Annotated in this window: 15 protein-coding genes; 7 read left to right on the top strand and 8 right to left on the bottom strand. The window is 37.7% G+C overall.

What is annotated here, in order from left to right:
- Positions 1-10: 10 nt before the first annotated feature.
- Entirely contained in the window at positions 11-757 is a 747-nt protein-coding gene (gene fabG, locus FNW07_RS06815) for a 3-oxoacyl-[acyl-carrier-protein] reductase (RefSeq protein WP_126743469.1), read from the bottom strand.
- 210 nt (positions 758-967) lie between these two features.
- Between fabG and FNW07_RS06810 the strand changes: the two genes are divergently transcribed.
- The 7 genes from FNW07_RS06810 to FNW07_RS06780 all read left to right on the top strand — a co-directional run bounded on the left by FNW07_RS06810 (position 968) and on the right by FNW07_RS06780 (position 6,606).
- On the top strand, positions 968-1,516 hold the full coding sequence (locus tag FNW07_RS06810) for an RNA polymerase sigma factor (RefSeq protein ID WP_126743470.1): 549 nt from the start codon (positions 968-970) through the stop codon (positions 1,514-1,516).
- 20 nt (positions 1,517-1,536) lie between these two features.
- Entirely contained in the window at positions 1,537-1,803 is a 267-nt protein-coding gene (locus tag FNW07_RS06805) for a hypothetical protein (RefSeq protein ID WP_126743471.1), read from the top strand.
- A gap of 4 nt (positions 1,804-1,807) precedes the next feature.
- Positions 1,808-2,281 carry a periplasmic heavy metal sensor gene (locus FNW07_RS06800; RefSeq protein WP_126743472.1) on the top strand — a complete coding sequence of 158 codons (474 nt, stop codon included), beginning with the start codon at positions 1,808-1,810 and terminating at the stop codon, positions 2,279-2,281.
- Positions 2,274-2,972, top strand: a complete 699-nt coding sequence (locus FNW07_RS06795; RefSeq protein ID WP_126743473.1) for an MbnP family protein — start codon at positions 2,274-2,276, stop codon at positions 2,970-2,972. Before FNW07_RS06800 ends, FNW07_RS06795 begins: the two co-directional genes overlap by 8 nt.
- Complete coding sequence (locus tag FNW07_RS06790) at positions 2,969-3,991, top strand: cytochrome-c peroxidase (RefSeq protein WP_126743474.1); 1,023 nt, start codon at positions 2,969-2,971, stop codon at positions 3,989-3,991. Before FNW07_RS06795 ends, FNW07_RS06790 begins: the two co-directional genes overlap by 4 nt.
- 67 nt (positions 3,992-4,058) lie before the next feature.
- Complete coding sequence (locus tag FNW07_RS06785; protein WP_126743475.1) at positions 4,059-5,405, top strand: YHYH protein; 1,347 nt, start codon at positions 4,059-4,061, stop codon at positions 5,403-5,405.
- A 22-nt stretch (positions 5,406-5,427) separates the two neighbouring features.
- The gene (locus FNW07_RS06780) at positions 5,428-6,606 is read left to right on the top strand and encodes a cytochrome-c peroxidase (RefSeq protein WP_255512733.1); all 1,179 of its coding nucleotides are present in this window, start codon (positions 5,428-5,430) and stop codon (positions 6,604-6,606) included.
- 53 nt (positions 6,607-6,659) lie between these two features.
- Here the strand turns inward: FNW07_RS06780 and FNW07_RS06775 are convergent, their stop codons facing one another.
- The 7 genes from FNW07_RS06775 to FNW07_RS06745 form a co-directional block, all read right to left on the bottom strand.
- The gene (locus FNW07_RS06775) at positions 6,660-7,088 is read right to left on the bottom strand and encodes a hypothetical protein (RefSeq protein ID WP_126743476.1); all 429 of its coding nucleotides are present in this window, start codon (positions 7,086-7,088) and stop codon (positions 6,660-6,662) included.
- A 158-nt stretch (positions 7,089-7,246) separates the two neighbouring features.
- Positions 7,247-8,128 carry a succinate--CoA ligase subunit alpha gene (sucD, locus tag FNW07_RS06770; protein ID WP_126743477.1) on the bottom strand — a complete coding sequence of 294 codons (882 nt, stop codon included), beginning with the start codon at positions 8,126-8,128 and terminating at the stop codon, positions 7,247-7,249.
- Between the two features lie 96 nt (positions 8,129-8,224).
- Positions 8,225-8,587 (bottom strand): nuclear transport factor 2 family protein, encoded by a 363-nt coding sequence (locus FNW07_RS06765; protein WP_126743478.1) that lies wholly within the window; start codon positions 8,585-8,587, stop codon positions 8,225-8,227.
- A gap of 2 nt (positions 8,588-8,589) precedes the next feature.
- Positions 8,590-9,519 (bottom strand): UDP-3-O-(3-hydroxymyristoyl)glucosamine N-acyltransferase, encoded by a 930-nt coding sequence (locus FNW07_RS06760; protein WP_126743479.1) that lies wholly within the window; start codon positions 9,517-9,519, stop codon positions 8,590-8,592.
- Between the two features lie 58 nt (positions 9,520-9,577).
- Positions 9,578-10,144 carry an elongation factor P gene (gene efp / locus FNW07_RS06755; RefSeq protein WP_126743480.1) on the bottom strand — a complete coding sequence of 189 codons (567 nt, stop codon included), beginning with the start codon at positions 10,142-10,144 and terminating at the stop codon, positions 9,578-9,580.
- Positions 10,145-10,209: 65 nt separating this feature from the next.
- Complete coding sequence (gene lpxA / locus FNW07_RS06750) at positions 10,210-10,995, bottom strand: acyl-ACP--UDP-N-acetylglucosamine O-acyltransferase (protein ID WP_126743481.1); 786 nt, start codon at positions 10,993-10,995, stop codon at positions 10,210-10,212.
- Positions 10,996-11,004: 9 nt separating this feature from the next.
- On the bottom strand, positions 11,005-12,420 hold the full coding sequence (locus FNW07_RS06745) for a bifunctional UDP-3-O-[3-hydroxymyristoyl] N-acetylglucosamine deacetylase/3-hydroxyacyl-ACP dehydratase (RefSeq protein WP_126743482.1): 1,416 nt from the start codon (positions 12,418-12,420) through the stop codon (positions 11,005-11,007).
- Positions 12,421-12,430 lie beyond the last annotated feature (10 nt).

Raw genomic sequence — 12,430 nt, 5'->3', positions numbered from 1 at the left:
CCTGAAAAAACTATGTCAGCATTCCACCATCTACATTCATTACCTGACCGGTAACGTACGCGCTCATGTCGGAAGCAAAGAAAAGACATGCATTTGCCACATCTTCAGTTGTACCTCCACGACGCAACGGAATACTTTCTCTCCAGCCCTGAACCACATCTTCGTTTAGTTTGGCAGTCATTTCGGTTTCGATGAATCCTGGTGCAATAGCGTTGCAACGGATGTTTCTTGAACCCAGTTCCAATGCTACCGATTTTGTGAATCCGATAACACCCGCTTTGGAAGCTGCATAATTGGTCTGCCCAGCGTTCCCCTTTACTCCTACCACCGAACTCATATTGATGATTGATCCGGAACGTTGCTTTAATAATGTTTTTTGAATGGCTTTGGTCATGTTGAAAACCGATTTCAAATTCACGTCAATTACCTTGTCGAAATCCTCTTCAGACATTCTCATTAATAAGTTGTCTTTTGTAATCCCGGCATTATTAATCAAAATATCTATTTTCCCAAATTCAGCCAGAACTGAATCTACTAAAGTCTGGGCTTCATTAAAATCCGCTGCATTCGACTGGTATCCTTTCGCTTTAATTCCTGTAGCATTTAATTCATTTTCCAACGCCATTGCTGATTCAGCAGATGAACTGTATGTAAAAGCAACATTTGCTCCGTGTTGTGCAAAAACTTCTGCAATTCCCTTTCCAATTCCGCGGCTCGCGCCTGTTATGATCGCTACTTTTCCTTCTAGTAATTTCATATTATCGTTTAAGTTTATTTTTATTTGAAGCTATTCCTGCTGTCCGTTACAATCTTTTATTTTTTAAACAAAAAAATAAAAGGATTTCCCCTACCATCAGGGCTAATTTACGGTGTTCAAATATATAATAAATCCTTTTTTAAAAAAAGCGCAATTCCAATTAAACCAATTTAAGATTTGTTATTCTAAAAAATAACCTAATTTTCCATAATGTCAAATAATCCCAAGAACTTCCAATCCATTTATAATGAGTACACTGTGCTGGTTTATAATGTGGCGTTGAATTATTTGCAAAATATGGAAGACGCTCAGGAAATCACACAGGATGTTTTTGTTCAGGTGCATCACTCAATGGAAAAATTCAATGAAAAATCAGCTTTTAAAACTTGGATTTACCGAATAACCATTAATAAATGCCTGGATTTCATTAAACAGAAAAACAGTAAAAAACGCTTTTTCATTTTTGGACGCAAAAGCAACAATGAATACGAAATTGAAAATATTTCTGATTTTCAACATCCCGGAATTTTATTGGAGAATAAAGAAAAATCAGAAATTTTGTTTGGTGTTATTAATGAATTGCCCGAAAATCAGAAAACTGCTTTTATCCTTTCTAAACTCGATGGCTTGAGTAATCCGGAAATCAGCGAAATCATGCAGGTCAGTATTTCATCCGTAGAATCGCTTGTTTTTAGGGCAAAAAGTAACCTGAAAGAGAAATTATCAAATAAATTCGAAGAATACCGCAAGAAAAAATAAATTTTATCGTCTAAACAATTATGGAAACTGAAAAATGGATCAACGAAATTTTGAATAGCACAAACGGAATGACGAAAGTTGTTCCGGATGAGATGTTATTTTCAAAAATCCAAAATAAAATTAGACATGAAAATACGCTTCCAAATCCATGGATCTGGGCAGCGGCGGCTTCATTTGCCGTTTTAATTTCATTGAATATTAAGTTTGTGTTTTCTAATTCTGACAAGACAAATAGTCAAACAGAACTACTGGCCTCGTCAATCACAAAAACCAATCAACTTTATTAATAAAATGATGGACAAAACAAAATTATTGACTTTAGCTGTAATTGGACTGCTGTTGCTGAATCTGGCCACAATGGGCTTTTTATTTTTGAATAACCCAAAAGGACATGGCGGCCCGGGAAACAGGCCAAAACCTCAGGAAATAATCATTATGAAATTACATTTGGATGATAAACAACAAGAGTCATACCAACAATTGATCCAATGGCACAGAAGCCAGATCGACGATTTCGATTATCAGATCCGTGAAGCCAAGAACAAATTGTATTTGGAATTAGTGAAATCAACTATCGATATTAAAGTAAAAGACAGTCTGATTGATGAAATAGCGAACTATCAAAAAAAAATTGAAATTACCCATTTCAAGCATTTCCAGGACATTAAAAAACTGTGTCGAAAAGAGCAGCTCAAAGATTACGATGTTTTAACCGAAGAACTTTCGAAAATATTTTCCCATCCTCCAAAACCAAAAGATGATTAAAAAAACAGTGCTTTTTTTAATTTTTGGCGCTCTTTTTTTTCAGGCGGTTTCGGCTCAGATAAAAAAGGATTCATTAATAATGCACCTGAATTTTAAATTCGGGAAATTACCTTTGGAACCCAGCAAAACCTATATCTCTGAAAATAAGGATACGTTACAGATTGACTTGTTTAAGTTTTATCTTTCTGACATTCAGATTTTTTACTCCGATCATACCGTATTTAAACAACAGAACAGTTATCATCTTATTGATATCGAAAATCCCGATTCCAATAGAATTCCGCTTTGTGACTATTCAAAAAAAAAGATAACAAAAATTATTTTTAATATCGGGATTGATAGCCTGACAAGCGTTTCCGGTGCTATGGCTGATGATTTAGATCCGACAAAAGGAATGTATTGGGCCTGGCAAAGTGGGTATATCAATATGAAACTGGAAGGACGAAGCAAGAGTTGCAAAACCCGTAAAAATGCGTTTCAATTTCATATAGGCGGTTACTTAAAACCCGAATATGCTATGAGGACAATAACTTTGGAACCAAAAAATGCCACTTCAAATCTTGAGCTTAATGTTGGTGTCGCTACACTATTTTCAAAAGTAGCGCTATCCGAAATCAACAGCATCATGATACCCGGAAAACAAGCGATGAAATTTGCGGATTATAGTATAAAAATGTTCTCAATCGAATGAAAATCCAACGAAAATACATACTGTTTTTAGGAATTTCAATTTTGATTTCGCTTGCTTTTGCTTTAACAAAAGCAACTCCCATTTATTTGGAAATACCAAAAAACTGGCCCAAAACCCATTACGATTTTTCTAAAAACCAATTAACTGAAGAAGGTTTCCAATTGGGTCGACAGTTGTTTTACGATCCCATTTTATCTAAGGACAGTACTATTTCTTGTTCGAGTTGTCATTTACAGGCGACCGGTTTTACTCATGTTGATCATGATTTGAGTCACGGAATCGGAGGCAAAATTGGTACCCGAAACTCATCAACGCTGATGAATCTGGCTTGGAGTAAATCGTTTATGTGGGATGGCGGTGTGAATCATTTGGATATGCAGCCCATAAACCCAATTACAAATCCTGTGGAAATGGATGAAACAATGGAACATGTGGTAAGCAAACTTCAAAAAAGCGACAAATACAAACGCCTGTTCCGAAATGCCTTTGGAGATTCAAAAATTACCGGACAGCGAACATTAAAAGCGTTATCTCAATTTTTAGTGATGTTGAAATCTTCCAATTCAAAGTATGATAAAGTGATGAGAAAGGAAGAAGTTTTTACGGAACGAGAACAAAAAGGCTATGCTTTGTTTAAAACCAATTGTGCTTCCTGTCATAACGAGCCACTTTTTACCAGTGAGAAGTTTAAAAATAACGGATTGTCCATTGATACTACTTTGAACGATATAGGAAGGATGAAAATCACCAACAATCCAAAAGATTATTTGTTGTTTAAAGTTCCTACGTTGCGAAACATACAGTTTACATTTCCTTATATGCATGATGGAAGATTTAAAAAATTATCCGATGTAGTAAAACATTATAACTCGATTAGCCCTCATGAAAATTTGCCAGAACAACTCCGGAATCCTATGAATCTTTCGGACAATGACAGGATTGATCTGGTTTTGTTTTTAACCACATTAACTGATTCGGAGTCTCTTTTCGACAAACGTTTTTCTTATCCGGGAGAATAATTTTCTTTTCTGCGCAAGAATAAAATTCTTTTATCGTCTAAAGTATGAACGAATAATAAGAATATTTATGAAACAAATTTTTATCTTTTTTGGAATAATTTCATTCGGAATTTCCGCAATCGCCCAAACTAATCCCATTACAACTTCCTGGCTAAGGAATACAACCGGAATCACGGGACGACATTATGTTTCAGGAAACTCTACTCCTGTCAATGATGCTACTTTGGCCAATGTTCAAACGGTGCAGTATTCTACAAATTATGTTTATGTAACCACGACTGGTATTCCCTCGTATATTACGGGGCCATACTTAGATGGAAATCCTTCTTTGGCAACAAACCAAAACGCCATTTTTAAATTTCCTCTGACTCCTGCTCAAAATATGGGAACACCAACCAATACCACTGGTGGTAATATCGGCGTTTTTATTAATGGTGTGGCATTATTTGATTACCGGGATGGTGTTTCTTATAAATCAACAACCGGAGCAAATGCCGGAGGCCCATTGGGTGGAACCGGTGACGGCATATGGAACAGGGATGCCATCGTAGCAGAAAAAGGCGGTTTCGATTGTGCAAAAGGCCATCCTGCTATGGGAAATTACCACCATCACCAAAACCCGAGTGCTTTTAATTTAGACTTGACCGTGATTTCCACCGTTTGCAATTTGTACTTAGCGGATGGACTGTACGTTATAAATTCATCAACCCACTCCCCTTTAATCGGCTTTGCCTATGATGGCTACCCTATTTATGGTGCCTATGGGTATAAAAATGCGGATGGAACCGGGGGAATAACCAGAATGAAATCGAGCTATAGCCTTCGTAATATTACTACGAGGACAGTATATGCAGATGGAACAAATGTTACCGATGGCCCCGCGGTAAGCGCCACATTTCCTTTGGGATTATATCGTGAAGATTATCAATATACCGCCACTTTTGCCGCCACGCCTGATTATTTAGACGCGCACAACGGACGTTTTTGTATAACACCGGAATATCCAGCTGGGACTTATGCCTATTTTACAACAGTAGATGCCAATCATAATTCGGCTTATCCATACGCCGTCGGACCTACGTTTTATGGTGTTAAAACTGCAGTTAAAGTAACATCGATTTCTGAGTCTACCACAACATTGGCAACGGCCGTTTTTAACCCGGATAAATTAAATTTTAAAGTGTACCCTAATCCTGCAACAGACCTGATTGCCATCCAGTCCAGTGAAATGATTGCAAGCAACCTGAAAGCAGAATTAATAGATGAACAAGGACGAATTGTCGACACTAAAAGCTTCTTGCAGGGAAGCACCATTTGCCATTTTGAAACTGACACGATTTATAACGGACTTTATTTCTTAAGAATATCGGACGAAACGAATGTGAAGACGTTTAAAGTTATTATCGATAAATAAGACAACCCCTAAAATTGAAATCATGATGTTAAAATCAATTCCGGTAATTCTGTTATTTTCAACGTTGGTTTCTTGTAACAATAGTAATACCGACTATGAGGCTCTGAATAATTATCCCAATGTTGAAGCCACTTTCGGAAATACTTTAGATTTAAATAATCTTGCCAATTATGCCAATCAGGAAATTCCGAGTTACATTACCAAAGACAATTCGGGCGCCAATCCAGTTACTGATAAAGGAGCAACTTTAGGCAGGGTATTGTTTTATGACAAGAATCTCTCTTCCGACAATACTATTTCGTGTGCCAGTTGTCACGTTCAGGCCAATGCTTTTAGTGACGTGGCCGTAGCGAGTAATGGGGTAAATGGAACTACCGGAAGACATGGTATGCGATTGATCAATACCCGATTTTCAACTGAGACCAAGTTCTTTTGGGATGAAAGAGCTTTGTCATTAGAATTGCAAACCACGATGCCGATTAAAAATCATGGCGAAATGGGATTCAGTGGTGCTGATGGCGATTTAGGATTTGATTCCTTACTTACCAAACTGAACAGCATCGAATACTATAAGGAGTTATTTCAATTTGTCTATGGTTCTGAAGAAATAACCGAAGCTAAGGTACAAACTGCTTTGGCGCAATTCATCAGAAGCATTCAATCATTTGATTCCAGATATGATGCTGGGAGAACATTGGCAGCGAATGATAACCAGCCTTTTTCAAATTTTACGTCTCAGGAAAACCAAGGTAAAAATTTGTTTTTGACACCACCTATTTTTAATGCATTCAGTGTAAGGACCGGCGGCGGAGTGGGTTGTGCGGGCTGTCACGCCGCACCCGAATTTGACATCGCCCCCAATACCGGCAATAACGGCATCATCGGTGTCTTGAACGGAACCGGAATTGATATTACTAATACCAGGGCGCCATCGCTACGGGATTTGGTCAAACAGGACGGAACGACTAACGGCCCGATGATGCATACAGGAAATCTGGAAACATTGCAAAACGTAATTGGACATTATGGCACCATTACGATCGCTCCGGGAAATACAAATCTGGATTCAAAGCTGAAACCAAATGGCATTGGGCAACAATTGAATCTGAACGCAACAGAAGTCAATGCGCTGATTGCCTTTATAAAAACACTCTCGGGGTCAAATGTTTATACTGATCCTAAATGGTCCAGCCCATTTTAAATAAAAAAAAAGGCTCCTCAAATTGGAGCCTTTTTTATTAAATATAATGTTTCTTAGAATGCTACATTCCATCTTGGCAATTTCCCGCTTTCATCTAAGAAATTTTGTAGAATTTGTCCTTCTACAAACGTTGGAATTGCTTTCACTTTATCATTGTAGGTTTCGTACCATTGTACTTCCAATCTATCGATGTTTTCCAATTTCATTTGAGTTGGCCAAGTATATTTTCTTCCGGTTTTTGCAAATTGGTGACCGTTTACGATTTTGTCGTGCAATCCGCCGTTTTTGCTTTTCAAGGTTCCGTCATTCTGAACTGTCCCGGTAGAACTTACCATAATCAATTCTTTCTCTTCACCATCGACAGCATACACTAAGAAAATGCCACTTCCTGTTTCAGATGCATTGCAAACTTCTTCGAGGCTATCATCGGTTGTGAAAGTAAACTGATTGTTGACTTTAAACTTTTTTAATTCTTTATACATTTTTATTTTTTATTGGTCACACCCAAGCGAAAGCGAACTGACGAAGTGTATTATTAATCATTTGATTGTTATAGTATTCCTACAATCTAACAATCTGTTATTATCAAAAAATACCTCACGGAAACCGTGAGGTATTAGATTTTATATTGAGAGTTGGGTTATGCTAAAATAGCTAATACCTCTGCTACTTTTTTACCTATCTCAGCAGGAGAATCCACTACGTGAATTCCACATTCTTTCATTATGCGTTTTTTAGCTTCAGCAGTATCGTCTTCACCACCGACGATTGCTCCCGCGTGCCCCATTGTTCTTCCTTTTGGTGCTGTTACACCAGCGATAAATCCAACAACTGGTTTTCTGTTACCGTCCGCTTTAATCCATTTGGCAGCATCAGCTTCCAATTGACCTCCGATTTCACCTATCATAACGATACATTTGGTTTCAGGGTCATTCATCAGCAATTCAACCGCTTGTTTAGTTGTAGTTCCAATAATTGGATCTCCACCAATTCCGATAGCTGTTGTAATTCCCAAACCTTGTTTTACAACCTGATCCGCTGCTTCGTACGTTAAAGTTCCTGATTTGGAAACAATACCAACAGTTCCTTTTTTGAATACAAAACCTGGCATGATACCAACTTTAGCTTCACCCGGAGTAATTATACCAGGACAGTTTGGCCCGATTAAAGTACAGTTTCTGCTTTTAATATATTCATTTGCTTTAATCATATCTGCAACGGGAATACCTTCTGTAATCGTGATGATTACTTTGATACCTGCGTCAGCTGCTTCCATAATTGCATCAGCTGCAAAAGCGGGCGGCACAAAAATAATAGTTGTGTCTGCTCCTGCCTGATCTACTGCATCTTTTACGGTATTGAAAACCGGACGCTCTAAATGAGTTGTTCCTCCTTTACCCGGAGTTACACCACCCACAACGTTTGTCCCGTATTCAATCATTTGAGAAGCATGAAAAGTTCCTTCACTTCCAGTAAATCCTTGAACAATTATTTTAGAATCTTTATTAACTAAAACACTCATGATATATATTTTAAATTATTTTTTGATTAGCGCGTTGCAAAAGTAAGGTTTTGATACCTAACTGTAAAGTTTTTTCGGACTTTATATTTGATATTTTTATGACAATTGACTCATCTGATATCCACGGAATAATTTATTGTCTTTCACTTCCCAGATCACAATAAAATGGGCAAGCAGCATTTCTTCTGCGGGGTTCTCGATTGTTTTTACAAAATGAGAATAACGGATAGAAACCAGATTTCCTTCTTCCAGAATATGACTGATTTTTATATTTGAATCCAGATAAGCGGCACTCAATTCCTTTGTAAAGGAGAGAATATCATCTGATTTCATCTGAATAAATCCTTTACTACTGTTCCAGTCCAATAAAATTTCCGGATGCAGGTAGGATTCCATCAACTTCTGATCAATAAATGCATCGGATTGATAAAATTTCTGAACGAGTTCTTTTGCCGTCATAACTATTTTAATTTATTTATGATTTCAGGGATTTTCTTGATATTGGCCAATTGCTTCAATTTTTCACGGGATTCCTCTACCGGTGTTCCGAAATAGGTTTTACCCCCTTCAATTGATTTGGTAACCCCTGTCTGACCCAGTACTACCGCTTTCTCCCCAATAGTGATACCGCTGGTGGTTCCAACCTGTCCCCAAAGCGTAACCTCATCTTCAATGATCACACAACCGGCAATACCGGTTTGCGAAGCAATCAGACATTTTTTTCCGATTACCGTATCGTGGCCCACATGTACCTGATTATCAATTTTGGTGCCTTCGCCGATAATAGTATCGCCGCTTACTCCTTTATCAATAGTACATAATGCCCCAATTCCGACATTATCGTGAATAACAACCCTTCCGCCAGAAATCAGCTGATCAAAACCATCCGGGCGTTTTTTATAATAAAATGCATCTGCACCCAAAACCGTTCCGGCATGGATAATCACGCTATCGCCAATTACCGTATGGTCATAAATGGCAACGTTAGAATGTATCAGGCAATTTTTTCCAATAACCACATTATTCCCAACAAATGCATTGGGTTGGATTACCGTCCCCTCTCCTATTCTGGCTGAGTCAGAAATTGCTGCACCCGAATGTTGGAAAGGTTTGAAATGTTGTGTCAATTTATTGAAATCCCTAAAAGGATCATCTGAAATTAAAAGTCCTTTCCCTTCCGGACAATCCACATTTTTGTTGATTAAAACAATAGATGCTGCCGATTGCAGGGCTTTGTCGTAATATTTTGGATGATCAACAAAGACAATGTCTCCGTGTTCGACAACATGAATTTCATTCATACCGCGAATCGAAAAGTTTTTATCTCCAACAAATTCACAATTAAGGAATGTAGCGATTTCTTCTAAAGAATAGACTTTTGGAAATTTCATTTTAAATTGTTTAGTTTAGAAAGTTATAGGTTAAAAACAGAACTTCTAATCTTATTAACTATTCTTTCACACGTTCCATGTAAGAACCTGTCGCTGTTTCGATCTTAATTTTGTCGCCCTCATTGATAAACAATGGAACATTCACCGTTGCACCTGTCTCAACTGTAGCTGATTTGGTTGCGTTTGTAGCGGTATTTCCTTTAATACCAGGCTCAGCATAAGTTACCTGAAGGATTACTGATGCCGGCATATCCACTGAAAGCGGTAAATCGGTTTCCGTATTGATACTTACCATCACATTTTCACCTTCTTTTAATAAATCCGGAGAATCAAGGATGTTTTTATTCAAAGATATCTGTTCGAAAGTTTCGGTATTCATAAAATGAAATAAGTCCCCTTCCGGATACAAAAATTGGAATTTATGGTTTTCAACACGTACCTCATCAATCTTGTGACCGGCAGAAAAAGTGTTGTCTAATACTTTTCCGTTAGTTAAGCTTCTTAATTTTGTACGTACAAATGCAGGTCCTTTTCCTGGTTTAACGTGAAGAAATTCAATGATTTTGTAAATGTCATTGTTATATTTGATGCACAATCCGTTTTTAATATCTGATGTAGATGCCATTATATTTTATATTTATTTCGTTTATATGTCAATCAGTAACCTGATTAATTTTTAATTCAAATTGCTTAATAATTTCCAGTGTACCCTTTCATTACCCCACGGGAAGAATTTCTGATAAAATCCAAAATCTCATCACGCTCCGGAGTTGCTTCCATTTCTGCTTCAATGATTCCAATCGCTTGGGTAGTATTGTAATTTTTCTGATATAATATTCTGTAAATCTCTTGTATCTCTCTGATTTTTTCAGTGGAGAAACCTCTTCGTCTTAATCCGACAGAGTTAATTCCGACGTAGGATAAAGGTTCTTTTGCTGCTTTAGTAAATGGCGGAACATCTTTTCTAACCAATGAACCTCCGGATATCATTGCATGATCACCAATTTGAATGAATTGATGAATAGCAGCCAAACCTCCGATAATAGCATATTTCCCAACAATAACATGACCAGCAAGAGCTACGCCATTAACAATTATGGCATTATCGCCTATATGGCAGTCGTGTGCTATGTGAGCTGTAGCCATGATCAGGCAATTATTACCGATGGTAGTCTGACCTGAAGCGATGGTTCCTCTGTTTACAGTAACACATTCCCTGATGGTTGTGTTGTCTCCAATTATAGCGAGTGAATCTTCACCTCCAAATTTTAAATCCTGCGGCACTGCAGAGATAACTGCTCCCGGGAATATATTGCAATTTTTTCCGATTCTGGCGCCTTCCATGATTGTAACATTGGAGCCAATCCAAGTTCCGTCTCCAATTACAACATTATTATGAATGGTTGTAAATGGCTCTATGACTACATTTTTGGCGATTTTCGCACCTGGATGAACGTATGCTAAAGGTTGATTCATAAGTAGATTTTATTGTTTTTTTGCGATTTGCGCCATTAATTCAGCTTCAGCGACCAACTTACCATTTGCGTAAGCATGCGCCTGCATGTGACAAATCCCTCTTCTGATTGGGGTAATCAAAACACATTTAAAAATTAACGTATCGCCTGGTAAAACTTTATGTTTGAACTTAACGTTATCAATTTTCATGAAATAAGTCAGGTAATTTTCAGGATCCGGAACCGAACTTAAAATTAAGATTCCTCCCGTTTGTGCCATTGCTTCCACAATAATCACACCTGGCATGACCGGTGCTCCCGGAAAATGCCCGACGAAGAAACTCTCATTCATCGTAACATTCTTCAATCCTACCACATGACTGTCAGACATTTCGATTATTCTGTCGATAAATAAAAACGGTGGTCTATGTGGCAAAATACTCATAATCTTATGAATATCCATTAACGGTTCCTGATTCAAATCAAATGTTGGAACATGATTTCGCTGTTCCAATTTAATCATCTTCGCCATTTTTTTGGCAAACTGCGTATTCACGTAATGACCTGGTTTATTAGCGATTACTTTACCTTTAATACGGGTTCCTATTAAAGCTAAATCACCCACCACATCAAGGAGTTTGTGTCTTGCTGCCTCGTTTGGATAATGTAATGTAAGATTGTCCAAAATTCCATTTGGAGTTACCGAGATAGTATCTTTTCCAAATGCAACTTTTAAGTTTTGCATAGTGCTGTCGGATATTTCTTTATCCACATATACTATAGCGTTGTTTAAATCACCACCTTTAATCAGGCCGTTTTCTAAAAGAGATTCCAGTTCATGAAGAAAGCTGAAAGTTCGGGCATCTGCAATTTCAGATTTGAACTCGGAAATGCTTTTCATTGTTGCATTTTGTGTGCCTAAAACTTTAGTGCCAAAATCAACCATAGCAGTCACCTGATAATCATCACTTGGCATAACCAGGATTTCGCTTCCGGTAGCTTCATCGGTAAAAGATATAATTTCCTTTACAACATATACATTTCTGTCAGCTTCCTGCTCAACTACACCTGCATTTTCGATCGCCTCTACAAAATATTTCGAAGAACCATCCATAATTGGAGGTTCAGAGGCATTTAGTTCTATAATAACATTATCTACATCGCAACCTACAAAGGCAGCTAAAACATGTTCTGATGTCTGAATTTTTACCCCTAATTTTTCAAGATTGGTACCTCTTTGAGTATTTACTACGTAATTGGCATCTGCCTCAATAACCGGTTGTCCTTCGAGATCAACCCTAACAAAAGTATAGCCATTGTTTACTGGTGCGGGCTTAAAAGTCATCTTTACTTCTTCTCCGGTGTGCAATCCAACTCCTGTAAGGGAAATTTCAGATTTGATGGTTGTTTGCTTCGCCTGTTCGCCTGCGCTCGGGTTTTTAACCATTATTTATGCT

This window comes from Flavobacterium sp. GT3R68 (assembly GCF_007109225.1).
Lineage (GTDB): Bacteria > Bacteroidota > Bacteroidia > Flavobacteriales > Flavobacteriaceae > Flavobacterium.
This window is presented reverse-complemented; position numbering and strand designations above follow the sequence as displayed.

What these genes read in the sequence shown, in the direction of transcription:
- fabG (WP_126743469.1), bottom strand. Translation starts at nt 757, where the DNA reads ATGAAATTACTAGAAGGAAAAGTAGCGATCATAACAGGCGCGAGCCGC.
- FNW07_RS06810 (WP_126743470.1), top strand. Translation starts at nt 968, where the DNA reads ATGTCAAATAATCCCAAGAACTTCCAATCCATTTATAATGAGTACACT.
- FNW07_RS06805 (WP_126743471.1), top strand. Translation starts at nt 1,537, where the DNA reads ATGGAAACTGAAAAATGGATCAACGAAATTTTGAATAGCACAAACGGA.
- FNW07_RS06800 (WP_126743472.1), top strand. Translation starts at nt 1,808, where the DNA reads ATGATGGACAAAACAAAATTATTGACTTTAGCTGTAATTGGACTGCTG.
- FNW07_RS06795 (WP_126743473.1), top strand. Translation starts at nt 2,274, where the DNA reads ATGATTAAAAAAACAGTGCTTTTTTTAATTTTTGGCGCTCTTTTTTTT.
- FNW07_RS06790 (WP_126743474.1), top strand. Translation starts at nt 2,969, where the DNA reads ATGAAAATCCAACGAAAATACATACTGTTTTTAGGAATTTCAATTTTG.
- FNW07_RS06785 (WP_126743475.1), top strand. Translation starts at nt 4,059, where the DNA reads ATGAAACAAATTTTTATCTTTTTTGGAATAATTTCATTCGGAATTTCC.
- FNW07_RS06780 (WP_255512733.1), top strand. Translation starts at nt 5,428, where the DNA reads ATGATGTTAAAATCAATTCCGGTAATTCTGTTATTTTCAACGTTGGTT.
- FNW07_RS06775 (WP_126743476.1), bottom strand. Translation starts at nt 7,088, where the DNA reads ATGTATAAAGAATTAAAAAAGTTTAAAGTCAACAATCAGTTTACTTTC.
- sucD (WP_126743477.1), bottom strand. Translation starts at nt 8,128, where the DNA reads ATGAGTGTTTTAGTTAATAAAGATTCTAAAATAATTGTTCAAGGATTT.
- FNW07_RS06765 (WP_126743478.1), bottom strand. Translation starts at nt 8,587, where the DNA reads ATGACGGCAAAAGAACTCGTTCAGAAATTTTATCAATCCGATGCATTT.
- FNW07_RS06760 (WP_126743479.1), bottom strand. Translation starts at nt 9,519, where the DNA reads ATGAAATTTCCAAAAGTCTATTCTTTAGAAGAAATCGCTACATTCCTT.
- efp (WP_126743480.1), bottom strand. Translation starts at nt 10,144, where the DNA reads ATGGCATCTACATCAGATATTAAAAACGGATTGTGCATCAAATATAAC.
- lpxA (WP_126743481.1), bottom strand. Translation starts at nt 10,995, where the DNA reads ATGAATCAACCTTTAGCATACGTTCATCCAGGTGCGAAAATCGCCAAA.
- FNW07_RS06745 (WP_126743482.1), bottom strand. Translation starts at nt 12,420, where the DNA reads ATGGTTAAAAACCCGAGCGCAGGCGAACAGGCGAAGCAAACAACCATC.